This window comes from Terribacillus saccharophilus (genome assembly GCF_046592595.1).
GTDB lineage: Bacteria > Bacillota > Bacilli > Bacillales > Amphibacillaceae > Terribacillus > Terribacillus saccharophilus_C.
This window is the reverse complement of record NZ_JAWVPF010000003.1, coordinates 371,373-393,678: the sequence shown is the minus strand read 5'-3', so window position 1 is coordinate 393,678 and position 22,306 is coordinate 371,373. Positions and strand designations below refer to the sequence as shown.

Genomic DNA, 22,306 nt, shown 5'->3' with positions numbered 1-22,306 from the left:
GACATATGCGTGTGCGCCACAAACCTTGGGCAGACGATTATTTAAAAGAAAATGATCATATTGTCATACAAGAAGCAAAAAATCATAAAGGCAAATGGAGAGAGCTTTTCGGTAACGACAAGCCGCTGCATGTTGAGATTGGATCTGGCAAAGGGCAGTTCATCACTGGTATGGCAGCGCAGCATCCGGAATACAATTTCATCGGAATTGAGTTAGCGAAGAGTATCATTGTAACCGCAGTGGAGAAAGCTGCTGAAGCAGATCTTCCGAACGTTCGGCTATTAAATGAAAATGCAGCAGATTTCAGGGATCTGTTCGAAGAGAATGAAGTGGATGCAATTTATCTCAATTTCTCCGATCCATGGCCGAAAAATAAGCATGAGAAGCGTCGCTTGACTTATAAAAGCTTTTTGGAGCAATATGAAGCAGTATTGAAAGAGAATGGCGAAGTGATCTTCAAGACGGATAATCAGAAACTGTTCGAATATAGTTTGTCCAGTTTCTCCCGATATGGCATGATCCTGCAGGAAGTAAAGCTTGATCTTCATGCAGAGAACGATCCATTAAATGTGAAAACGGAATACGAGGAGAAATTCTCTTCCCGCGGCTATCGAATCTATCGCAGCGTCGCTACATTCAAATAAAAAAACCGGCTATTATAGCCGGTTTTTTTATTAGGATGCTGATTCGACAGCGTCGATGACTGATCCTGTTTCTGCATCAACGAAGAATTCGTATTGAGCAGGTTTTCCGTCGATCGTACGGGAGATACCGCCACGGTAAACAGTATATGTGAGGCCGTGCTTCACTTTTTCTTCCGGTTTCATGTAGATCCAAGATCCACTGATCGGACCTTCTTTCTTAAACGCTTCTTTAGCGAATTTCAATGCTTTTTCCGGAGTCACTTTCTGTTGTTTCGCAATCTGCTTTTGGATCAAATATCCAGCTGCAAGGCCAGCACCTACGATTGCTACTGTTTTCTTTACGCCCATTTTGGTCACCTCTTCAACTTAAGTTATGTTCTATTATAGCTTATTACCTAAGAAATATAAAACGAAACAACCTTTATGGCATGTTGAGGAGCAATAGTTTACAATAGATATACAATAGTCTGACAAAAAGGGAGTACATATACATGAATCAGAAAACATTGGATTTATTCAAACAATTGACAGAGCTGCAGGCAGCGCCGGGAAACGAGCAGCTCATGCGCGCCTTTATGAAGGAGAGGTTGGCGCCTTATGCGGACGAGATCATCCAGGATAAGCTTGGTGGTATCTTTGGTGTGAAGAAAGGCAATGGACCTAAGGTAATGGCTGCTGGACATATGGATGAGGTAGGCTTCATGGTGACAGGAATTACACCGAATGGACTGCTGCGTTTTCAAACATTAGGCGGCTGGTGGAGTCAGGTACTGCTTGCACAGCGTGTTCAGGTTATGACAGATGAAGGGCCGATTCCAGGTGTTATCAGCTCTACACCTCCTCATTTGCTGACACCTGAGCAGCGGAACAAGCCTGCAAGCATTGATAGCATGCTGATTGATATCGGAGCAGATGATGAGCGCGATGCTTATGAGCTTGGTGTTAAGCTAGGACAGCAGGTTCTGCCGTTCATGCCATTTACACCGATGGCGAATGAGAAGAAGATTTTGGCGAAGGCTTGGGATAATCGATATGGCTGCGGATTGGCTCTGGAATTAATGGAAGCAGTGGCTGGTGATACATTGCCGAACCAACTGTATGCTGGAGCAACTGTACAGGAAGAAGTCGGCCTTCGAGGCGCTCAAGTTGCTGCCAATATGATAAAGCCAGATATTTTTTATGCGATGGATGCATCACCTGCCAATGATGTTAGTGGAGACAAGCAAGCTTTCGGTCATTTGGGTCAGGGAGCATTGCTTCGTATTTTTGACGGTACAATGATCATGAATCGCAATATGCGCGAATTCATTCTTGATACAGCGGAATCCAATAACATCAATTACCAGTATTATGTCGGCAAAGGTGGAACGGATGCCGGACGTGTACATTTGGCACACGAAGGTGTTCCTTCTGCTGTCATCGGCATTGTTTCCCGCTATGTCCATACTAGTGCAAGCATCATTCATGTGGATGATTATGCAGCTGCAAAAGAGCTTTTGATCAAGCTTGTCCGGGCAACAGATCAGTCGACAGTGGATCTTATTACTTCGAACGATTGATCACGTAAGAAAGGAAGCGCAACGAATGAAAATGATAGTCGGATCTAAGAATCCTGCTAAAGTCCAGGCTGTGTCAGAAGTATTCGGAACGAAGTGGGATCTTGAAAGTGCAGCGGTCGATTCTGGTGTGAGCGCTCAGCCGATGAGCGATGAAGAGACACGTCAAGGAGCCATCCAGCGTGCGATAGCATGCAGTAAGCTAGATGGAGCAGCGGCTGGTATCGGACTTGAAGGCGGCGTCACACAGATGGATGACGGATTGTATATATGTAACTGGGGTGCATTGGCAGTCGGTGATAAAGTATGGAGCGCGAGTGGTGCAAAACTGCTTTTGCCTGACTTCATCGCCGAACCGGTGCTTGCTGGCAAAGAACTTGGACCAGTCATGCGAGCTTTTACAAGCAGGCAGGATATCTCGACAACAGAAGGGGCGGTTGGTGTCTTTACGAATGGGCATATGTCCCGCTCCGCTATGTTCGAGCATATATGCTTGCTATTGAAAGGGCAGTACAGCTTTTATGAAATAAACGAAAAGAAGGAAGCGGATCTTTGATAGCCGCTTCCTTCTTTTTTATGATGTCTTTTTGTATTCCGATGTGTCATTTGGATCGTCTGTCAGGGTAGTGGGTTCCTGAGTACCTTCTTCGTGCTTGTTATCAGCAAAAGCTTCTATTTCAACATCTTCTCGAGGTGCTTCAAGCGTATTTGGAACTTCTTCATCCTTATGAATGGCTTCGGCATTATCATCCGAAGCAGAGGCAAATTCGAATTGAGCTACCTCGACAGCCAATTCTTTGGCCAGCTGCTGCAGTTGGGCAGCGGCGTTAGTCAGGATATCGATGGAAGCCGCCTGCGTATCGCTTGAGGAGGCTACTTCCTGAGCTGTTGAAGCCGCTTCATCGGCTATCTGATTGATGTGGCCAAGCATGTCCGCAACAGCATCATTACTTGCAGCAACCTCGGAGACGGAAGAAGAGATGTCTTTCATCTTCGTATTTCCTTGCTGCAGCTGTTTATGAATACGATCGAATACATTCGTCGTTTCTTCCACACTGGAAGCTTGAACTTGCTGATAAGCATCAAAGGCTTTGGCTTCTTCTGCCAAACCGGCCATCTGCTGATTCATCGTTCCAACTAGTTTGTGGATTTGCTGTGCTTCTTGTTTGGAGCGTTCAGCGAGCTTCTTCACTTCATCAGCAACTACAGCAAATCCTCTTCCATGCTCACCCGCACGTGCAGATTCGATGGCTGCATTCAGCGCCAGCAGATTTGTACTTTCTGAAATCTCTTCAATTGTCTGGACGATGGAACGAATCTGATTGGCTTGCTGGACTGCACTTTGGATTTCTGTTGTCAGCTTTTGAGCAAGCTTCAAGAAGCTATCAGAGGTTTCATGCAGTTTTTGCATTTGATGGATACCGTTGCTGCCTTCCAGCTCCGCTTGTTTCATTGCCTGACCGACCAATGCAGTTTCATCTTTCATCGTTGTTATAGCAAGGCGGACTTTATCCAGCATTGTATTGCTTTCTTCGAGTTGAGCAGCCTGATCCTGCGCGCCGCCTGCGACTTGGCCGATAGCTTGGTTCACCTCTTCGTATTGAGCCGCTGTTTGCTGGGAAGCTGCTGCCAGATAAGAAGATGAATCATCTAATACTTCGGATGCTTCTTTTACTTTCATCATGGACTGCTCCATCTTAGCTGCCATTTGATTGAATGTTTCACCTAAATCTGCCATTTCATCTTTTGTTGTAATGGGTACACGGTATGCCAGATTACCATTTCCGATGATCTGTGTAGCTTCTTTCAGCTGACGTATCGATTTTGAGATAGCGCGGATAAGCGGCCATCCGACACAAAGAACGAGCAGGAAACTAAGAATGATGACAGCAAGCAGGACAATACCAAGAATGGTAGAAGTCCTTTCGTTTGATTGTTTCAAACTGTCAGTCTGTTCGATTGCTGTTTCACCGACACTGTCAACAGTCGTTGTTACTTCCAAAGCGGCTGTCTCGAAATTCGCAGCCAGCTCAGCAGCTTGGTTTCGGGTGTTCGACAGCGTGGACATGGCTGAAGTGTATTTCAAAAGACTGGAGTTAATCTCACTAATCGCGTCACTTTCCAAATCGGATTCGGAAATGGCCCTCTTGAATGTATCTACTGCTACATCGAATGCGTCTTTATCTGGAGCTGCGCCATTTGGCGGCTGTATGATACCTTGCTCTGTTCGTGTGACATTTTCCAGGGCGGCAGACACGTCATTTCCTGCATTATCGGCAATACCCCGGAAATTTTCCGATGCATCACTTATAATTTTGCGTAGTCCTTCATCAGAAGTGTAGCCGATGGTTTCATTCATACTTGTCACTTTTTCAAGTTCTTTTTCATAGGAAGCTGCACCTTCCTTGATTTGCGTAAAGTAAGCCTGCAAATCCTTAGTGTCTTTATACTTTTCTTCATATGTAGAAGCTTGTTTCTCAATGCCAGCAATGGCGCCTAATACTGATTCGGCGTTGGATGCAGAAGGCTGGGCAAAGTATGTTTCCTGTTTCTCGAGTGTATCGAGCATATCATCCTTGATATACTGGCTGGATACATAGGCTTCCTGATATCGCTGCGTTTCTTCCGACATTTGATTCTGCTGGTAGAAATAATAATAACTGAAGGCTCCAAGTACCAGAATACTTGCCAGTGAAGAAAACATGATCAGTCGGATTCTTTGTCGAATGGTGCGCATATATTTCCCCCTTTATGCTATTGTGTGCTCCTTTTCATTATAGGTATAACTTACCATGTTTACAATAAATTAATAAAAGTTTGATAATTTAACTGATTGATTAGACCCATTCATCCAACTAGTCCTAAATATTCCCCGGTATAAAGAGCAAGGATAAAAAAATGACAGCTAGTGCGCAGTATATTCGCTTTTGGTTCAGTGCTTTGATAAAATAAAGAAAAGAATCAATGGGGGCAATATAAATGAAAAACCTTGAATCAGAAGCACAACTTAAAGAAATACTTCAAAACGGCAAAACAATCTTGATGTTTTCTGCTGACTGGTGTCCGGACTGCCGGATCATTGAGCCGGAACTGCCAGAAATCGAAGCGAAATACAGCGAATTCGAATTCATTCATGTAGACCGTGACCAATTCATCGATATTTGTCAGCAATATGATGTATTCGGTATTCCGAGCTTTGTTGCATTCAACAAAGATGAAGAGATCGGACGATTCGTATCGAAGGATCGCAAGTCTAAAGAGGAAATCGAGTCTTTCATCGAATCCCTACCGCAATAATGCAAGGAGTATAGCTTATGAAAATGACTGCTTTGAAAATGAAGAAAAAACTGGAGGATCGTCTGCAGGATCCTTACTGGCGCACTTCCTATGATCGGGACAAGAGCAAATTCCGGGTAGAATGGCAGGATACGAAGGAAGGCGTGACGCTGGCACTCCCGAATATTATTGCAAAGTATGAGACGCGGGGCGAAAAGGCACTGGATGAACTGGAACAGCATGTCAGAGAAGCTTTGCGAGTCATGCACGAAGAGCAGCAACTGGAAGGGAACGAACAGCATGTTTTTCCAGTTATACGGGCTACTTCTTTCCCATCCAAAACCAAAGCTGGGCTGAAGATGGTATATTCGGAACATACTGCGGAAACGAGAATCTACTACGCACTTGACCTTGGTAAATCGTACCGTCTCATTGACGAACAAATGATGGAAGAGCAAGGCTGGACCATCGAACGACTTCGTGAAATTGCTGCATTCAACGCTAGAAGCCTTTCGACAGAACTAAAGGAAGACAGGGTAGCAGGAAATTCCTTTTACTTTATTGCAACACAAGATGGCTATGATGCCAGCCGCATATTGAACGAGTCACTGCTCGAAGGATTCCGTGCAAATGCGAAAGGGGATGTGCTTGTAGCAGTACCTCACCAGGATGTGCTGATTTTGGCGGATATTGAAAATAAGACTGGTTATGATATATTAGCACAGGTAAACATGAAATATTTTGCAGAAGGCCGTGTACCAATCACATCTTTACCATTTATTTATGAAGAAAAGAAATTGGAGCCAGTTTTCATTATGGCCCGCAATAGACCGGAGTCTGCCAAGGGAGAGGAAAAGTAAGATGCAAGCATTTTATAACAAGCAAGGAATCGGTGACGTATTGCTGCTCGCCATCAAGCAAGGAGATCGTCATTCCATTAAAGAAGAAAGATTCGATGATGTTGTGCGGATTACAGATGAGGATGGCCTAGTCGGTTATAATATCTTCCGCGCCTCCGAATACTTGAAAATCACAACAGCAGGAAAGGTACAGGTTGATGAGGACTTTGTCGGCAAAATTCGTGATATTTTCCGTCAGAACAACTTGGAAGATGCATTAGAAGTTGATCTTACTCCAAAATTCGTTGTCGGATTTGTAAAGGAAAAAGAAAAGCACAGCAACGCTGATAAACTAAGTGTCTGCCAAGTGGATCTTGGGGATGAAACAGTTCAAATCGTTTGTGGTGCACCAAATGTAGACGCAGGCCAGAAAGTGGTAGTCGCGAAAGTGGGCGCCATCATGCCAAGCGGCTTGGAAATCAAAGCCGGTAATCTGCGGGGTGAAGATAGTTTTGGTATGATTTGCTCCCAAAAAGAGCTGGGTCTGCCAAACGCGCCAGAAGAAAAAGGAATCTATGTGCTGGACGATTCCTACAAAGTCGGCCAGGTTTTTGAATTTTAATAGGGAAATGAACACCGGATACACATGTATCCGGTGTTTTTTTAGGTAAATCGAACTGAAATGACGAGGAACCGTCGGATTTTTAAAGTTTTGCTGGAATGTTTTTAGGGTAAAGCTATTCACGGTTTGTGAAAACCTGCTAAAATGAAGATATTATACTTAAAAAGGAAGATTTACTATGTGGGAGCGTCTTAAGCAAGCTCTAAGCAACTTTTTTATGACCGAAGTAGTAGTGGAAGAAGAACCAGAGCTGAAATCACGGAACGCTTCTGAACAGAAAGTACAGAAACAGTATCAGACAAATCAGCAGCCACAAGCAAAAATGGCTTATACATACCCGAAGGAACGCGCATTTCGGTTTCCAATGATACCGGATGAGTCTGGCAGTACAAAACCCCCAGCCTCAAACGTTCGGCCAGTGCGTCACCGAGCCCAATCAGATCCAAAGTTTACAGAAAAGCGTCAGCAGCCGCGTCAGCCAGAAAAACCTAAAATGCAAGAACGGCCTGCCAGTGTAAACTGGCAGAGCCAGCCTGAAAGAAAAAAAACGGAACCAAAGGAAGAAAAGAGACCTTTCCAGCCGACAGAAGTCCCGTCTCCTGTATATGGTTTCCGCAAGCGGAAAGAAGAAGTCGCGGATATCGTAACATTGGCATCCATTCAAGACCGGGCAGATTGGAAAAGAATTGCAGCATCTGTAAATACGGTTAAACCTGAAGCACAGGAAGAAAATAAGTTCGATATTCAAGTTGAACAAGCTCCAGTTGAGGAAATTACGCTTGAAAATCCTCTGACAGAACCAACAGAGAAAACGGAAATACAAGCAGTTGAAATGGAGAAAAAAGAAACGAAGACAAGCATCGCGGAGGAAGGGGTAATCGAGGAGATTCCCGTTCCAGTATCAACAGAAGTTTTGGAAGCTGATCCTATTCAGCTTGAGGAAGAGTCTGGAATAGAAGAAGAAACTGCTTTGGATCAATCATCTGATTTAGAAGAAGCTGCTCCTGAAAAAGCAGAAAATAGAACAGAAGAAATTGTCCCTGAACAAACAGCAACGATGATCGAACAAAACGATGCTCCGGTCATAGCTGGAAAAGAAGCTGAAATAGCAGAAGACAAAGCTAATGATCTTACGATTGAAGAATCTGTTCCAGAAAAAACAGCGGAACAGATTGCTTTGAACCAAGCTTCATCTAGCGAAGAAGAAGAAGCAGAGACACTAATAACAACAAATCAGTTTGTTGAAGACACTGCTTTGAACCAGGCTGTAGACAGTGATGAAGAGACTGTTTTGAACGATGAGCCTGAAATAACAGACGATTCCTTTGTACATCCTGGCGCTTCTGACGCAGAATCTGCGCAGATCACTGAACAAACACTAGAAAAAGAAGTGCTGCCAGCAGAACAGAACTCGGAAACCACAAATTCCCGAATCCGCGAAACTGGAAGTACTGTCAGGAAATCAGTACCTTTCAACGTATTCATGACACCGCGTGATAAACGAAAAAATTTGCAGGGTAATAATAATCTGTCCAGTCGCCAAGAGCCGGAAAAAATGGAGCCGGTGATTGAAGACATCCCTAAGCAGACAGAACCGAGTTTCGCTAAACCTCCGATGCATCTTTTGAATGATCCTGTTGAACAGACAATTGAAAATGATGCATGGGTCGATCAGCAAAGCCAGCTTTTAGAAACTACTCTGGAGCATTTCAATGTGAATGCCCATGTGGTCAATGCAATGCAAGGCCCGTCTGTCACACGTTTTGAGGTTCAGCCTGATTTAGGCGTGAAGGTCAGCAAAATCAAGAGTCTGACAGATGACATCAAGCTGAATATGGCAGCTAAGGATATCAGGATGGAAGCTCCAATTCCTGGGAAGAATGCAATCGGGATCGAAGTACCTAATGCTGTATCAAAGCAAGTAGGTTTACAAGAAATACTGGAAACAGAAGACTTCAAGGGAAATAGTTCTCCTCTTTCCGTTGGGCTCGGATTGAATATTTCCGGCAACCCGATCGTTACAAACTTGCAGAAGATGCCACATGGTTTGATAGCCGGCGCAACAGGTTCAGGTAAGAGTGTATGTATCAATACTATTCTGCTAAGTCTATTGTATAAGGCGAATCATAAGCAGGTAAAATTCCTTCTGATCGATCCGAAGATGGTGGAACTTGCTCCTTATAATGACTTGCCTCATCTTGTATCTCCAGTCATAACCGACACCAAAGCAGCTACGGCAGCTTTGAAATGGGCGGTAAATGAAATGGAAGAACGATACATGAAGTTTGTCGGCGAAGGAGTCCGCGATATCGGCCGTTATAATGAAAAACTCGATAAGCAAGAGCGTTACGCTGATAAGATGCCATATTTGGTCATCGTCATTGATGAGTTGGCAGATCTGATGATGGTAGCTCCTCAAGACGTCGAGGATTCCATCTGCCGGATCGCCCAAAAAGCCCGTGCAGCCGGCATTCATTTGCTGTTGGCAACACAGCGTCCGTCTGTGGACGTTATTACGGGTTTGATCAAAGCCAATATCCCGACACGTATTGCTTTCAGTGTTTCTTCCGCAATCGACTCCCGTACAATCATCGACAATAACGGGGCAGAGAAATTGCTCGGAAAAGGGGATATGCTCTTTATTGAGAATGGAGCGCGGCAGGCCCAGCGTATCCAAGGCGCTTTTGTGTCTGATGAAGAGATAGAGCGGGTTGTTCAATATGTAAAACAAACTGCGCCTCCAGAGTATCTTTTCCAGCATGAAGATTTGCTCGAGCGACGAGAGTCCGAAGAGGACGAGGACGAGTTGTACCGGGAAGCAGTCGAATTTGTAATTGAGCATAACAGCGCGAGTGCCAGCTTGTTGCAGCGTCGTTTCAAAATAGGTTACAACCGTGCTGCCAGATTGATTGATCATATGGAGATGAGAGGTGTCATCTCTGAACAAAAAGGAAGCAAGCCGCGTGATGTACTCGTCTCGCTGGCTCAGCTCCAAGCGGAATGAACGACAGCCTGGATGTTGTCCTATGGACCGTCCAGGCTGTATTGCTATCCGAGACACCAACATAGCGTACTATGTATATACTGTAAAAAGCGTAACAGAAGAGATTCTGCATTTATAAAATACTGACAAAATGCTATACTGTTGCTAGTATGCTTTTTTTCATGTATATGTGACACACGACGCTTTACATACTTATACTGACACCATACAAAAACGATATATTATTATGTGGAGGTTCCTATTATGACAACTTACCATTTTGTTGGTATTAAAGGATCTGGTATGAGTGCATTGGCGCAGATCCTGCATGATGCAGGTGAGAAAGTCCAAGGCTCCGACGTGGAGAAGGTTTTCTTCACAGATCAGGCCCTGAAAGATAAAAATATTACAATATTGCCATTTACTAAAGATAATATCAAACCGAATCTGACAATCATCGCAGGGAATGCATTCTCTGATGAACATGAGGAAATCCAAGAGGCAAAAAAACATGGTCTTCCGATCTACCGCTATCATGACTTCTTAGGTGCATATGCTGATAAGTTCCGCAGCATAGCAGTAACAGGAGCACATGGCAAAACGTCTACGACAGGCCTCCTGGCATATACGCTTAAGCAGTCCCATCCTATTTCTTATTTGATTGGAGACGGAACTGGAAGCGGACAGCCGAAGAGTGATTACTTTGTTTTCGAAGCATGTGAATACCGCCGACACTTCCTGGCTTACAAACCGGATTATGCGGTCATGCTGAATATCGATTTCGATCATCCTGATTATTTCCAAAACATCGAGGATGTCTTCCAAGCCTTCCAGCAATTGGCCGACCAAGTGAAGCACGGTATCATAGCTTGTGGTGATGATCCGTATTTGCGTGACCTCCAAGCAAATGTTCCGGTTCATTATTATGGATTTGATGCCTCCAATACGTATCAGGCAAAGAATGTACGTGAAGAGCCGAATGGCACAACTTTCGACGTGTATATCGAAGGCAGCTTCTATCATAGGTTTACCATTCCTGGATACGGAAATCATCAGGTGCTCAATGCGCTTGCAGTGACAGCGATATGCCATCAGGAAGGCATGACACCTGATCAAATCAAAGAGATGTATGGTTTCACTGGTGTGAAACGCCGTTTCTCTGAGAAGCAAGCCGGCAGCCAAGTATTGGTGGACGATTATGCGCATCATCCAAAAGAAATCGAAGTAACAATAGAATCAGCTCGGAAGAAATATCCTGATAAGCAAATTGTGGCTGTATTCCAGCCGCACACCTTCTCAAGGACTAAGACTTTCCTGCAAGAGTTCGCAGACAGTCTGAAAAATGCGGATAACGTTTATCTGTGTGATATTTTCGGCTCTGCTCGTGAAGCAAAAGGGAACCTGACAATTCATGATTTGCAGGAGCTTATACCAGGCTGTGAAGTACTGCAGCTTGAGGATGTAAACGTACTTAAGCAGTATGAAGACAGTGTTCTTCTATTCATGGGTGCAGGAGATATCCAGAAATTCCAAGCCCGTTATGAAGAGTCATTGCAAGCAGTCCAATAATCCATTACACTTAAAAAAGGGAGTATCGCTCCCTTTTTTTATTTGTACTTTTATGTTTAACGACGTACAGCAGGGGAATAACGTAGTTAGACAAAGGAGTATAAAGCATGAGATGTGCTTCAACTACTCATACTACATACCAAGAAGGAGCTGACTAATCATTATGGAAATTCTAGGGTACATCGCTGCATTGATTGCAGCCATCGCATTCGCAGTCTTAGTAATCTACCTCGCAAAAACATTGAAAGCTGCTTCACGCACATTGAATGATGTTGCAAGCACATTGGAAGGTGTCGAAAAACAGATGCAGGGCATCACGAGCGAGACAGCTGAATTGCTCAGCAAGACAAATCACCTTGCTGAAGACATCGGAGAAAAAGCGCAGAAGCTTAACACGCTTGTTGACGGAATCGAAGGTATCGGTGACACAGTGCACAGCCTGAACAATTCCATCCGCAATGTTTCCAACAAAGTGGCACTATCTGCAGAACAGCATACAGAACAAACTGGCCAAGTACTAAAATGGGGCTCAGTTATACTTGACTTATGGAAGAAAAAGAAGCAGAATGAAGCCAATGAGGTCGCCTCTGTACCTGCAGTGCAGCCAACAGAGCAGCCGCTACCAGTAAAAGAAACATCCCATTAAACCAAGCGACGCGATAGGAGGCAATGCAGTATGTCAACGAAAAAGACGAACGGAAGAGATTTTCTGATTGGTTCGATCATCGGCAGCGTAGTAGGTGCTGTGACTGCTTTAGTTCTTGCACCTAAATCCGGTAAAGAACTTCGCAGCGATATTACGGAACAGGCTAGCTCCCTGAAAGGGCGCGCGGGCGAAATGAAAACACAGTACAGTGAAAAAGGTGCACAATGGAAAGATGTTGTCACTGAAAAATCCCGTGTAGTAGCTGATAAGGTAAAAGAATCTTCTCAGACTGTACAGGATAAAGTTAAGAACTTAAAATCCAAAGACCAAGCAGATGACACAGCTTCAAACGATAAGGAAGCAGAAGATGCAGCGGAAGAAGTAGCACGCGCAATCGAGGAAGCTGCAAGGGAATTGGAAATGGAACAGCAGAAATCCACGATTGAACGTAACAAGGATCTTTAATTATAAGACTCCTAAGCATCTCGCTTAGGAGTCTGTTTATTTTAGAAGGGAGTTTTGACAGCATGGAAGCAAAAGTCATTCAAAGCCAAGAGGAATTTCAAGATGTGTTAAACAGGGATGCATCGTTCTACTTGCTTAAACATAGTCTGACATGCCCGATCAGTGCGAGGGCAAAGCAGGAGTATGACCGCTATAGCCTGGACACTCAGATACCGATGTACACCTTATATGTTCAAGAAGCACGAGAGCTATCCAATGTCATTGCTGATCGTTATGACGTAAGACACGAATCCCCGCAGGCATTGCTTTTTGAAAGTAATCAAATCATCTGGCATACATCACACCATGACATTACAGAGACCGTTTTACGGGAACAGGAAAATAGAATCAATCAGTAGGTGGGTTTTACATGGAACATGAACACAAAACAGGTAAAAACGAAGAAGTACTCCGAGTCGGGGAGTATGGTATCTTTTTCAAGCGTCCATATCAGATTTTGTACATGCTGAATGATTTTCTTATTGGCGTTATCTTTCTTGTGGGCAGTTTCTTCTTTTTACATGAATCTCTCAAGACAGCAGGCTGCTGGCTTTTTGCAGCAGGCAGTTTGCTACTCTTGATTCGTCCGACGATTCGACTTGTCCACGATATTCACTATAAACGTTATAGTAGAAAACAATAAAAAGCTGTACGCATTAGCGTACAGCTTTTATTATGTTGTCAGCTCGATTTTATCGTGTGGAGATAAAGTATCATGGAAGGAAGCTTTTGAACCGTTCTTATATAATTGAAAGTTTCCGCTGATCTTTGTCAAGTCGATATCAACAAATCGGAAAATGTCCTGGATAATAAACTGATCTGTTGCTACGCGCATTTGAAGTCGAGTACCGCTAGGAATCTGATCGTCATGTTCCACTGGCTTGTCTCCGTTATAGAGCTGTGCTGCTGGCGGAGTCAGCTTGAGTGTTTTTCCATTAAACGCAACTGTCAATGTTGTCTGATTTTCCGACTGCAGATGTGGCAGCAGCTCAGAGGCAGTCGGTGACCTGCGTTCGGCTATACGAATACTGTCTCCATCGCGCACCTGATCACGTAATCGTGCTGGAACCTCATTGATGGTAAACATCTGACTGAACGCATCGATTATCATCAACTTATCGTTTATGTAAACTTCATATTCTGTGTCTTCAGGCAATGCAGGCAACGGCAGCTGCTGTTCATGTAAGAAGCGTTCTATAGTCGTTGTTCGCAGTAAAGTGACATCATCTCTGTCTTTAAGCTGATGGGCAGAATGGACAGGCTGTCCATTTACGAGCAGCTGCTGTTTTAGCTGGTAAGCTTGTCCATTATAGAAAACTGTAATTGGATCCAAATCTCCCGTTATATCGCTTACAGTCACTTGTGCAGGCAAACCATCAACTCCAGCTTCAACATCCAGTTCATCTCCATCCTTGATGGGGGAATCAAGGCTTGCCATCTGCTGATTAAGCTGTATAGTTGGCGCTTGTCCCAATGTGCCAGGAAGGGTTAGCGGCTTTCCTTGAAAACTGATCATACAAGCGGCTCCTGGCTTCCCATAGAGACGTGCAACCTGTATCCCTGCTGCCAGCAATGCATCTCCGACAGTCAGTTTTTTCATATCGAATAAACGAATGATACGGCCGTTTACAACTATGCTGACATAATGCACCGGGTTTTGTTTGGCTGCCAAAGCAATGCCGATGGGTGTAATGAAGGCAGGGCCTGATGGAACATTATCCGTTTTAGCAAGCGGCTGGATAGCTTCCGTGCCGCGGATGGCTACTCTATTCTCTGGCAGTTCAAGTCGTTTCGCCAAACGCACAGCCAGTCCCGGTGTCTGGCTCCCGCCTCCGACGAGCATGACAGCTTTTGGTGCAACTGCATTCAACTGAATGATAGAGCCAGCAATTGCTTCTGCCAGCTGATCAACTGCATGGCCTATATCATCTTCGACTTGATCAGCTTCCAGTAGCTGCTCAAACCCGAGTATATCCATCGTCGTAATGGTACCTTTTTCAGCCCAGTCCCGTTTCGCAGCTTCTGCAACATGAAAATCAAGCAAATAATGATCACTAATTGCTTCGGTGATTTCATCACCTGCTTTTGGAACCATGCCATAAGCCGTAATCGTTCCTTCATTCGTAATAGCAATATCACTCGTACCAGCACCGATATCAACCAATGCGACATTCAAGCGTCGCATAGATGGCGGTATAAGGACGCTGATTGCAGCTATTGGCTCCAATGTCAGTGCATCCATCTCCAAGCCACTTCTCTTCAATGCAGATAATAATGATTCGACGACGACCTTCGGCAGGAAAGTGGCAATAATCTCTACACTTGCTTCAGTGCCTTGCTGATCGATTAGGGAACCGATATCCTGATCATCGAGCTGATAATGCAAAACGGAATAGCCGACACAATAATAATCGGTACTCCTATCCTTTGATTGGGCAATTTCGTATTGTGCCTGCTGTACAGCACTGAGCTCCAGATGCTGCACTTGCTCCCGATCCAATACACCTCGCTCGGCTATCGAATGCTGTATCCTTATGCGTTTTGTCTGCAGCGAACGACCTGCAGCAGCGACACATACTTTATGCAGCTGACCGTTTTTTTCCTCAAGCTTGCCTTTCACTTCTGAGATAACCTTTGCCACAGCTACTACATCATGAATCTGACCGTCAAGCATAGAACGTTCATCATGTTCAATTATCTCGTAATCTATCAATGTATATGTACCAGCATCCTCTTCAAGAAGCATGCCGACAACGGATCTAGTCCCAATATCCAAGGCGAAAATTCTTTCTTTCAAAACAATATTCCTTTCTGCAATGAACTCTTAGCTTCACTGAACGCTACAGCAAATGACACACCTTGATTCATTTAAAGCTCCTATTGTCATTCTACACTATTTGTGGATGACAGCGCGTAAACTTTTAGCTATAATGATTGCTAATTACCTGAGCTGGATATACTAGATAAAGAGTGGGAGAGAGCGATGAATATGGATGAATTAACGGTATTGCGAAAGAAATTGGATGATGTGAACCTTGAACTGCTTGCTTTGATAAATGAACGAGGCAAACTAGTCCAGGAAATAGGCGAAGTGAAGAAAAGGCAAGGCACGAAACGCTTTGACCCTGTACGGGAAAGAGATATGCTGAACGTCATATCCGATAACAACAAGGGACCATTCCAAGATGCCACACTTCAGCATTTGTTCAAGGAAATCTTTAAAGCCAGCCTGGAACTGCAGGAAGATGACATGCATAAGGCACTGCTTGTGTCACGTCGAAGGAAACCGGAAAACACTGTCATTACGATCAAAGGCACGAAAATAGGGGACGGAGAACCGCAGTTCGTATTTGGACCATGCTCTGTGGAGAGTTATCAGCAGACAGCCAAAGTTGCCGAATCCTTGCAAGAGAAAGGACTGAAGCTTCTGCGTGGTGGTGCTTTCAAGCCGCGTACGTCACCATATGATTTCCAAGGCTTAGGCGAAGAAGGGCTTCGGATCTTGAAAAAGATTGCTGACACGTATGACTTGGCCGTAATAAGCGAGATTGTCGCACCCGAAGACATGGAGAAGGCGGCCGAGTATTTGGATGTCATCCAAATTGGCGCTCGTAATATGCAGAACTTCGAATTGTTAAAAGCAGCTGGGGATGTTAAGAAGCCGATTCTTTTAAAACGCGGCATGAGCTCTACCATTTCCGAATTCATCCATGCAGCAGAATATATCAGCTCCCGCGGGAATAATGACATCATACTTTGCGAACGGGGGATCCGTACGTATGAAACTGCAACAAGGAACACATTGGACATTACTGCTGTACCTATTTTGAAACAAGAAACGCATCTTCCGGTCATGGTCGATGTCACGCATTCCACTGGACGGCGTGATTTGCTGCTTCCGGCAGCGAAAGCGGCTCTTGCAATTGGTGCTGATGGCATTATGGCGGAAGTTCATCCAGATCCGGCTGTTGCCCTGTCTGATGCTGCACAGCAAATGGATTTGCCGCGGTTCGATACTTTTTATCGCGATCTTATTGCTCACAGCAGTTATGCTAGTCGTATCACTTCCGGAAATTGACAGAAGATAGCCTGGCAATCCTATTGTATCAAGGGTTTTTTGAATCTCATTCTACTGAAATGTTCAAAACTCTGGTATAATGGGTAAAGAATATGTGAATAAACATACAAATTGTTATTATCATCTTTAGGTGATTGGAATCGTGTAAGGTATATAGGAGGAAATGACACAATGAATGTAACCATATACGACGTTGCCCGCGAAGCGAACGTATCGATGGCAACTGTCTCCCGTGTGGTAAACGGCAACCCAAACGTAAAACCTGCAACCCGGAAAAAGGTACTCAGCACTATTGAGCAGCTTGGTTATCGTCCGAATGCAGTAGCTAGGGGGCTTGCAAGCAAACGAACTACAACAGTCGGAGCAATTATACCGGATATCTCCAGTATCTTCTTCTCCGAGCTTGCGCGCGGGATTGAAGATATTGCAACCATGTATAAATACAATATGATCCTGAGCAATTCCGATCAAAACCCAGACAAAGAATTGACTCTTTTCAACAGCATGCTGGAGAAACAAGTTGACGGTATCGTCTTCATGGGCGGTAAGATCAGCGATGAGCTGCTGCAGCAGTTTGATAAATCCCCTGTACCAATTGTCATTGCGGCAACTGGACAGGGAACAGGTGAAATCCCAACTGTCGCTATCGACTATGAGCAAGCAGCTTATGAAGCAACCAAATTGCTTGTCGATCACAATCACAAGCATCCGGCATTCGTTGCTGGAACGGCAGAAGCTGAAACGAATAACCAGAAATACAAAGGTTATCTTCGCGCTGTAACAGAAAATAATGCCGAAGTGAAACAGGAATACATCGTAAAAGCCAACAATACGTACAATTCCGGCCTTGAAGCTGCGAAACAGCTGGCAGAACTGGCAGATCGACCTTCTGCTGTATTTGTCTCTTCCGATGAAATGGCGCTTGGTGTCATCCACGGTTTCCAAGATATTGGATTGCGTGTACCAGAGGATATTGAAGTCGTAGGGTATGACAATACAAGACTTGCAACAATGGTTCGTCCTACACTTTCCACCGTCGTACAGCCTACTTACGATATCGGTGCTGTAGCAATGCGTCTATTGACGAAGCTTATGAATAAAGAGGAAGTGTCCGACAAGAATGTTATTCTTCCTCACCGTATCATCGAGCGGAATTCTACAAAATAAAAACTAGCGTATCCAATTGGATACGCTAGTTTTTTTATAGTGTGATTGTTTCGGATTCTTTGTCGTCCTTGCCAACAGCTTTGATTTGATATGTGGATTCAGTATCAGGAAGATTGAACGAGGATTGATCGCTGAATCCAATCTGCTTGAAGTCATCTCCCTGCCTCTGCAGAATGCGATATCCTTTCACATCATCTGTTTTTGACTGCGTCCATGTTAGCTTGTTATCTGCTTTTGATACATTTGTCGGCGGAAGCGGTGCACCGGAACTTGTCTTCACGGTGTCACCAGCATCTGCTGACTTTTTCGATGTGGTGCTGCCGCTTGCGGCAGTTCCAATCAATTTTTGTACTTTCTCGTTATTAGGGAAGAGCTGTTCAATGCTTACTCCCTGTAATTCATTTGCTTTTACAAAATCAGGGTTAAGAACAATTTTACCGTTTTGTCTAATCAAGCTGTCGTCCGCTTTCGTTGGTACATGATCCTTATCGAACAAATCGGTTTTAACCAGTCCTGCTTGCTTACAAAGATCAGTCGGTTTTCCGCCGCCTATCGCACAATATGAAGCTTTGGTTAATCCATCAGGCTGTTTGAATGACTTGCTTGGAGCCATCAGATCGGGATCGATTTTGGTTGCACTGTTCACCAGCTGTGTCCAGAGCAGCTGATTCCGCTGGCTGTATCCCATTCCTGATGTTTGGATGGAATCCTGTTTATCATAACCCATCCATACACCGACTGTTACATTCGGGTTGGTAGCTACAAACCAAGAATCGTGATAATCCTGGGAAGTACCAGTTTTACCTGCCCAATCGACACTCTTATTGGAGAGCTGTGATTTTGCATAGGTTGCTGTCCCGTTATCAAGTACGCCACGCATCATATCAAGCATTAAGTAGTTTGTCTGCGGGCTGAATACTTTATTCGACTTGGACTCATGCTTGTAGACTTCCTTGCCATCTTTTGTCGTGATGGATTCAATCATATAAGCATCAGTGAATTCCCCATTATTACCAAAGGTTGCATAAGCGTTAACGTCTTCTTCGACAGTTGTACCATATGCTATCCCGCCTAATGCTGCGGAAAGGTTGTAGTGATCCCCTTCGGTTAAAGTGGTAATTCCCATTTTCTCCACATACTTGCTTGCCGGATTCAGATTCACTATATCAGCGTATGCCCTTGTTGCAGGAACGTTGTAAGATTCCTCGAGTGCTTTGCGAGCAGTTACTAAACCATGATATGTGCCGCCATAGTTACCAGGACTATAAGCTTTTTGACCAGGTACGGAGAAGCTTTTACTTATATCAGGGATGACACTTCCCGGCTGCAATGTACCTTCTTCCATTGCTGGAGCATATACAAGCAACGGTTTCATCGTACTGCCGTTTGAGCGTTTCGTATCAGTAGCATGGTTCACTTGGTTTTTCTCATAATCTCGTCCGCCGACGAAACTTAGTATTTTACCAGTACTGTTTTCTATCATGATGGAACCGGCTTCGATCGGTTCGGAAACAGTCTCTGTTTCTCCGTCACCATTCGTCCGTTCCACCCAATGATCTGGCTGGTAATATGCATAGTCTTTAGCAATCTTCTGCTGTGCAACATACATATCTTTATTGATTGTTGTATGGATTTGGTAACCTTTTTGGCGAATATCACGTTCTGCTTTTTCGAGATACTCGTTCTTCAGGTCATCATCTTTGTTTAGGTCTTTCTCGGAATAACCATCCTGATCAGCAAGCTGAATCGCAATGATATCTGCAGCACGCTGCTCGACCTCGGTAGTCAAATAGCCGTATTCATCCGTAGAAGCAGGTTTTGCTTCTGCAAAATCTTTTACTATATCATAACCGATTGCTTCCTCGTATTCCTTCTGGTCGATATAGCCTTCGTCCAGCATTCGGTTGAGCACTTGCTTCATTCTGTTTAAACCAGGCTGAAGGGCTGTTTCTTCTTTTAACTCACCGCTGTTTGTAAACGGCGAATAAGCGGTCGGACTTTGTGGTAAACCAGCCAGGAATGCTGCTTGCGGTAAGGTGAGGTCTCTTGCATCTACACCGAAAATACCCTGAGCCGCGGTTTGCACACCTGCAATATTATTTCCGGAAGCATTTCTTCCGAACGGTACAATATTCATATAAGCTTCCAGGATTTCATCCTTATTCATCACTTTTTCCAAGCGCATCGCCAGGATGATTTCCTTTGCTTTCCTCTCAAAAGATACTTCGTTGGTCAATATCTGATTTTTGACAAGCTGCTGTGTCAGCGTACTTCCGCCGGTTTTCGTCTCTGAATTCGTCGCTTCCTGCATGAGGGCCCGGAGAATGGATTTTGGCACAACACCATCATGCGTCTCGAAATTATCATCTTCGGTTGCGATGATTCCATTGACGACATATGGTGAAATGGAATCCAGATCCACATCTTCCCGGTAAAGGTCAGTTTTGATATTGCCAAGGAAAACATCATCAGCAAAGTAGATGGAGGAGGTCTCCTCATAATCGTAGATATCTTCTTTCATAGAGTCATAGGAACGGACAGGCTCATTTTTCACAAGTGATGCAAAATATCCTGCACCAGCTCCAGCAGCAAAGAAAATCCCGACGCCAGCAATAAGCAGGAAAAAGAGGAATAAGTTCCAGATGACGTCGTATGTGATACGAGAATTCCGCTGAATTCGGCCAGCCTTCCAAGCTTCCGCAATTCTTTTGCTAATTCTCGTCCATATTGCTTTGATTTGCATATTTCACCCCCGAATTGGTTTGTCTATTATACCATAATAGTCAATTTTCGTAGTGAGTCGAAAATCCTTGTTGCATTTTATCCATGCATATGGTAATAATGTAGGAACAGTCATTATAAAATATTGCGTTGAAGGTTATAGTAGCGGAACAATTCCCTGTTGCAGAGAGCTGACGGCCGGTGCGAGTCAGTATACAGTTGTTTTGCCAATTACAGGCTGGAGCTTCTCCTGTTCAAGCAGGGGACGGATGTATATCCGTTAGCAAACCGAGTGGCAGTTTACACTGCAACAAGGGTGGTACCGCGAGTTATTCCTCGTCCCTTTTTAGGGATGGGGTTTTTTTTATTCTCAATTGTGAGTGAGGAGTGGACAATATGTCGATTTTACAGGATTTGAAAGACAGAGGTTTGGTGCAGCAGACGAGTGATGATGCAGGATTGGAGAAGCATCTATCCAGCCAGCAGGTAAGTTTGTACTGTGGGTTTGACCCGACAGCCGACAGCTTGCATATCGGGCATCTTGTCCCGATGCTGATGCTGAAACGATTCCAGCAAGCAGGTCACCGTCCGATAGCGCTTATCGGCGGAGGCACAGGGATGATCGGGGATCCGAGCGGACGTTCAGATGAACGGAACTTAAATGATGCTGCAACAGTAGAAAGCTTCAGCCAAGGTATCCAGAAGCAGCTTGCGGGCATTTTGAACTTTGATGAAGGTGAAAATGCTGCCAAAGCAGTAAATAACGCAGACTGGCTCGGAGCTATGAGCATCATTGATTTCCTTCGCGATATCGGGAAACATTTTGGAGTCAATTATATGCTCGCGAAGGATTCAGTTGAGTCCAGATTGGCAAATGGTATTTCCTTTACCGAATTCACGTACATGATCTTGCAATCCTTGGATTACCTGCGCTTGTACGAAAAAGAAAATGTAACGCTGCAAATTGGCGGAAGCGATCAATGGGGGAATATAACAGCTGGAATGGAATTGATTCGCCGGACGCATGCTGGAAATAATGAAGAAGCCCAGGATAAAGCCTTTGCCCTGACTGTGCCGCTTATTACAAAAGCTGATGGGACGAAATTCGGCAAAACAGCTGGTGGAGCTGTATGGCTCAGCCCGGAACGTACGACTCCTTACGAATTCTACCAATTCTGGTTCAATACGGATGACCGTGATGTAATCAAGTTCATGAAATACTTTACGTTCATGTCCCTGGAAGAAATAGCAACGTACGAGCAAAGTGTTGAAAATGAGCCGGAAAAACGTCTTGCTCAAACAAAGCTTGCTGAAGAGATGACAACTCTTGTACATGGTAAGGAAGCTTTGGAGCAGGCGATCAAGATTTCAGCTGCTTTATTCAGCGGGGATATTGCTTCCCTCAATGGTGCTGAAATTGAGCAAGGCTTCAAGGATGTTCCGTCCTATACGGCTGCTGACGAAGATAAATCACTGGTCGATATGTTAGTGGAAGCAGGAATCTCTCCTTCCAAACGTCAGGCAAGGGAAGATATCACAAATGGTGCGATCCGCATCAATGGTGAAAAAGAAGAAGACGTTGCCCGTGTCCTTACAAAAACGGATCGTATCGATGACCGGTTCATCATCATCCGCCGCGGCAAGAAAAAATATACATTATTGAAATTTGCTTGATTTTAGAAGCACTGTCCGAGCTGGACA

General features: G+C 44.4%; 19 protein-coding genes and 1 other annotated feature. Of the genes, 15 read left to right on the top strand and 4 right to left on the bottom strand.

Annotated features, from left to right (window positions below; translation table 11 throughout):
• Window positions 1–5 precede the first annotated feature (5 nt).
• Complete coding sequence (gene trmB / locus SFC25_RS07045; RefSeq protein WP_411214577.1) at window positions 6–644, top strand: tRNA (guanosine(46)-N7)-methyltransferase TrmB; 639 nt, start codon at window positions 6–8, stop codon at window positions 642–644.
• Window positions 645–674: 30 nt separating this feature from the next.
• Here the strand turns inward: trmB and SFC25_RS07040 are convergent, their stop codons facing one another.
• Complete coding sequence (locus SFC25_RS07040; RefSeq protein WP_038562329.1) at window positions 675–992, bottom strand: PepSY domain-containing protein; 318 nt, start codon at window positions 990–992, stop codon at window positions 675–677.
• Between the two features lie 143 nt (window positions 993–1,135).
• Between SFC25_RS07040 and SFC25_RS07035 the strand changes: the two genes are divergently transcribed.
• Together SFC25_RS07035 and SFC25_RS07030 are read left to right on the top strand one after the other, a co-directional pair.
• Window positions 1,136–2,203: a M42 family metallopeptidase gene (locus SFC25_RS07035; protein WP_411214576.1), complete on the top strand. Its 1,068-nt coding sequence runs from the start codon at window positions 1,136–1,138 to the stop codon at window positions 2,201–2,203.
• A gap of 25 nt (window positions 2,204–2,228) precedes the next feature.
• Window positions 2,229–2,756 (top strand): DUF84 family protein, encoded by a 528-nt coding sequence (locus SFC25_RS07030; protein WP_411214575.1) that lies wholly within the window; start codon window positions 2,229–2,231, stop codon window positions 2,754–2,756.
• Window positions 2,757–2,774: 18 nt separating this feature from the next.
• On the opposite strand, the gene SFC25_RS07025 is transcribed toward SFC25_RS07030, so the two are convergent.
• On the bottom strand, window positions 2,775–4,937 hold the full coding sequence (locus tag SFC25_RS07025; protein WP_411214574.1) for a methyl-accepting chemotaxis protein: 2,163 nt from the start codon (window positions 4,935–4,937) through the stop codon (window positions 2,775–2,777).
• Window positions 4,938–5,179: 242 nt separating this feature from the next.
• Here SFC25_RS07025 and SFC25_RS07020 point away from each other — a divergent pair, with 242 nt between their 5' ends.
• The 9 genes from SFC25_RS07020 to SFC25_RS06980 all read left to right on the top strand — a co-directional run bounded on the left by SFC25_RS07020 (window position 5,180) and on the right by SFC25_RS06980 (window position 13,282).
• On the top strand, window positions 5,180–5,497 hold the full coding sequence (locus tag SFC25_RS07020) for a thioredoxin family protein (RefSeq protein ID WP_411214573.1): 318 nt from the start codon (window positions 5,180–5,182) through the stop codon (window positions 5,495–5,497).
• A gap of 17 nt (window positions 5,498–5,514) precedes the next feature.
• Complete coding sequence (locus tag SFC25_RS07015; protein WP_411214572.1) at window positions 5,515–6,336, top strand: DUF1444 domain-containing protein; 822 nt, start codon at window positions 5,515–5,517, stop codon at window positions 6,334–6,336.
• A 1-nt stretch (window position 6,337) separates the two neighbouring features.
• Complete coding sequence (gene ytpR, locus SFC25_RS07010; RefSeq protein WP_411214571.1) at window positions 6,338–6,937, top strand: YtpR family tRNA-binding protein; 600 nt, start codon at window positions 6,338–6,340, stop codon at window positions 6,935–6,937.
• Window positions 6,938–7,115: 178 nt separating this feature from the next.
• Window positions 7,116–9,941: a DNA translocase FtsK gene (locus SFC25_RS07005; protein ID WP_411214570.1), complete on the top strand. Its 2,826-nt coding sequence runs from the start codon at window positions 7,116–7,118 to the stop codon at window positions 9,939–9,941.
• A 243-nt stretch (window positions 9,942–10,184) separates the two neighbouring features.
• Complete coding sequence (gene murC / locus SFC25_RS07000) at window positions 10,185–11,489, top strand: UDP-N-acetylmuramate--L-alanine ligase (RefSeq protein ID WP_411214569.1); 1,305 nt, start codon at window positions 10,185–10,187, stop codon at window positions 11,487–11,489.
• A gap of 163 nt (window positions 11,490–11,652) precedes the next feature.
• Entirely contained in the window at window positions 11,653–12,135 is a 483-nt protein-coding gene (locus SFC25_RS06995; protein ID WP_084160718.1) for a DUF948 domain-containing protein, read from the top strand.
• A 30-nt stretch (window positions 12,136–12,165) separates the two neighbouring features.
• Entirely contained in the window at window positions 12,166–12,600 is a 435-nt protein-coding gene (locus SFC25_RS06990) for a YtxH domain-containing protein (protein WP_038562301.1), read from the top strand.
• A gap of 62 nt (window positions 12,601–12,662) precedes the next feature.
• Window positions 12,663–12,998, top strand: a complete 336-nt coding sequence (gene ytxJ / locus SFC25_RS06985) for a bacillithiol system redox-active protein YtxJ (RefSeq protein ID WP_411214568.1) — start codon at window positions 12,663–12,665, stop codon at window positions 12,996–12,998.
• 11 nt (window positions 12,999–13,009) lie between these two features.
• Window positions 13,010–13,282: a YrhK family protein gene (locus SFC25_RS06980; RefSeq protein ID WP_411214567.1), complete on the top strand. Its 273-nt coding sequence runs from the start codon at window positions 13,010–13,012 to the stop codon at window positions 13,280–13,282.
• A 30-nt stretch (window positions 13,283–13,312) separates the two neighbouring features.
• On the opposite strand, the gene pilM is transcribed toward SFC25_RS06980, so the two are convergent.
• On the bottom strand, window positions 13,313–15,436 hold the full coding sequence (gene pilM / locus SFC25_RS06975; protein ID WP_411214566.1) for a pilus assembly protein PilM: 2,124 nt from the start codon (window positions 15,434–15,436) through the stop codon (window positions 13,313–13,315).
• A 186-nt stretch (window positions 15,437–15,622) separates the two neighbouring features.
• Here pilM and SFC25_RS06970 point away from each other — a divergent pair, with 186 nt between their 5' ends.
• Window positions 15,623–16,717 (top strand): bifunctional 3-deoxy-7-phosphoheptulonate synthase/chorismate mutase, encoded by a 1,095-nt coding sequence (locus SFC25_RS06970; protein ID WP_411214565.1) that lies wholly within the window; start codon window positions 15,623–15,625, stop codon window positions 16,715–16,717.
• Between the two features lie 171 nt (window positions 16,718–16,888).
• On the top strand, window positions 16,889–17,884 hold the full coding sequence (ccpA, locus tag SFC25_RS06965) for a catabolite control protein A (protein ID WP_411214564.1): 996 nt from the start codon (window positions 16,889–16,891) through the stop codon (window positions 17,882–17,884).
• Window positions 17,885–17,918: 34 nt separating this feature from the next.
• Here the strand turns inward: ccpA and SFC25_RS06960 are convergent, their stop codons facing one another.
• Window positions 17,919–20,627 (bottom strand): transglycosylase domain-containing protein, encoded by a 2,709-nt coding sequence (locus SFC25_RS06960; RefSeq protein WP_411214563.1) that lies wholly within the window; start codon window positions 20,625–20,627, stop codon window positions 17,919–17,921.
• A 119-nt stretch (window positions 20,628–20,746) separates the two neighbouring features.
• Window positions 20,747–20,952 (top strand) — a binding site (T-box leader).
• Window positions 20,953–21,001: 49 nt separating this feature from the next.
• Between SFC25_RS06960 and tyrS the strand changes: the two genes are divergently transcribed.
• Entirely contained in the window at window positions 21,002–22,279 is a 1,278-nt protein-coding gene (gene tyrS, locus SFC25_RS06955) for a tyrosine--tRNA ligase (RefSeq protein WP_411214562.1), read from the top strand.
• Window positions 22,280–22,306 lie beyond the last annotated feature (27 nt).

Coding starts and splice junctions, on each gene's coding strand:
- trmB (WP_411214577.1), top strand. CDS start 6: ATGCGTGTGCGCCACAAACCTTGGGCAGACGATTATTTAAAAGAAAAT.
- SFC25_RS07040 (WP_038562329.1), bottom strand. CDS start 992: ATGGGCGTAAAGAAAACAGTAGCAATCGTAGGTGCTGGCCTTGCAGCT.
- SFC25_RS07035 (WP_411214576.1), top strand. CDS start 1,136: ATGAATCAGAAAACATTGGATTTATTCAAACAATTGACAGAGCTGCAG.
- SFC25_RS07030 (WP_411214575.1), top strand. CDS start 2,229: ATGAAAATGATAGTCGGATCTAAGAATCCTGCTAAAGTCCAGGCTGTG.
- SFC25_RS07025 (WP_411214574.1), bottom strand. CDS start 4,937: ATGCGCACCATTCGACAAAGAATCCGACTGATCATGTTTTCTTCACTG.
- SFC25_RS07020 (WP_411214573.1), top strand. CDS start 5,180: ATGAAAAACCTTGAATCAGAAGCACAACTTAAAGAAATACTTCAAAAC.
- SFC25_RS07015 (WP_411214572.1), top strand. CDS start 5,515: ATGAAAATGACTGCTTTGAAAATGAAGAAAAAACTGGAGGATCGTCTG.
- ytpR (WP_411214571.1), top strand. CDS start 6,338: ATGCAAGCATTTTATAACAAGCAAGGAATCGGTGACGTATTGCTGCTC.
- SFC25_RS07005 (WP_411214570.1), top strand. CDS start 7,116: ATGTGGGAGCGTCTTAAGCAAGCTCTAAGCAACTTTTTTATGACCGAA.
- murC (WP_411214569.1), top strand. CDS start 10,185: ATGACAACTTACCATTTTGTTGGTATTAAAGGATCTGGTATGAGTGCA.
- SFC25_RS06995 (WP_084160718.1), top strand. CDS start 11,653: ATGGAAATTCTAGGGTACATCGCTGCATTGATTGCAGCCATCGCATTC.
- SFC25_RS06990 (WP_038562301.1), top strand. CDS start 12,166: ATGTCAACGAAAAAGACGAACGGAAGAGATTTTCTGATTGGTTCGATC.
- ytxJ (WP_411214568.1), top strand. CDS start 12,663: ATGGAAGCAAAAGTCATTCAAAGCCAAGAGGAATTTCAAGATGTGTTA.
- SFC25_RS06980 (WP_411214567.1), top strand. CDS start 13,010: ATGGAACATGAACACAAAACAGGTAAAAACGAAGAAGTACTCCGAGTC.
- SFC25_RS06970 (WP_411214565.1), top strand. CDS start 15,623: ATGAATATGGATGAATTAACGGTATTGCGAAAGAAATTGGATGATGTG.
- ccpA (WP_411214564.1), top strand. CDS start 16,889: ATGAATGTAACCATATACGACGTTGCCCGCGAAGCGAACGTATCGATG.
- SFC25_RS06960 (WP_411214563.1), bottom strand. CDS start 20,627: ATGCAAATCAAAGCAATATGGACGAGAATTAGCAAAAGAATTGCGGAA.
- tyrS (WP_411214562.1), top strand. CDS start 21,002: ATGTCGATTTTACAGGATTTGAAAGACAGAGGTTTGGTGCAGCAGACG.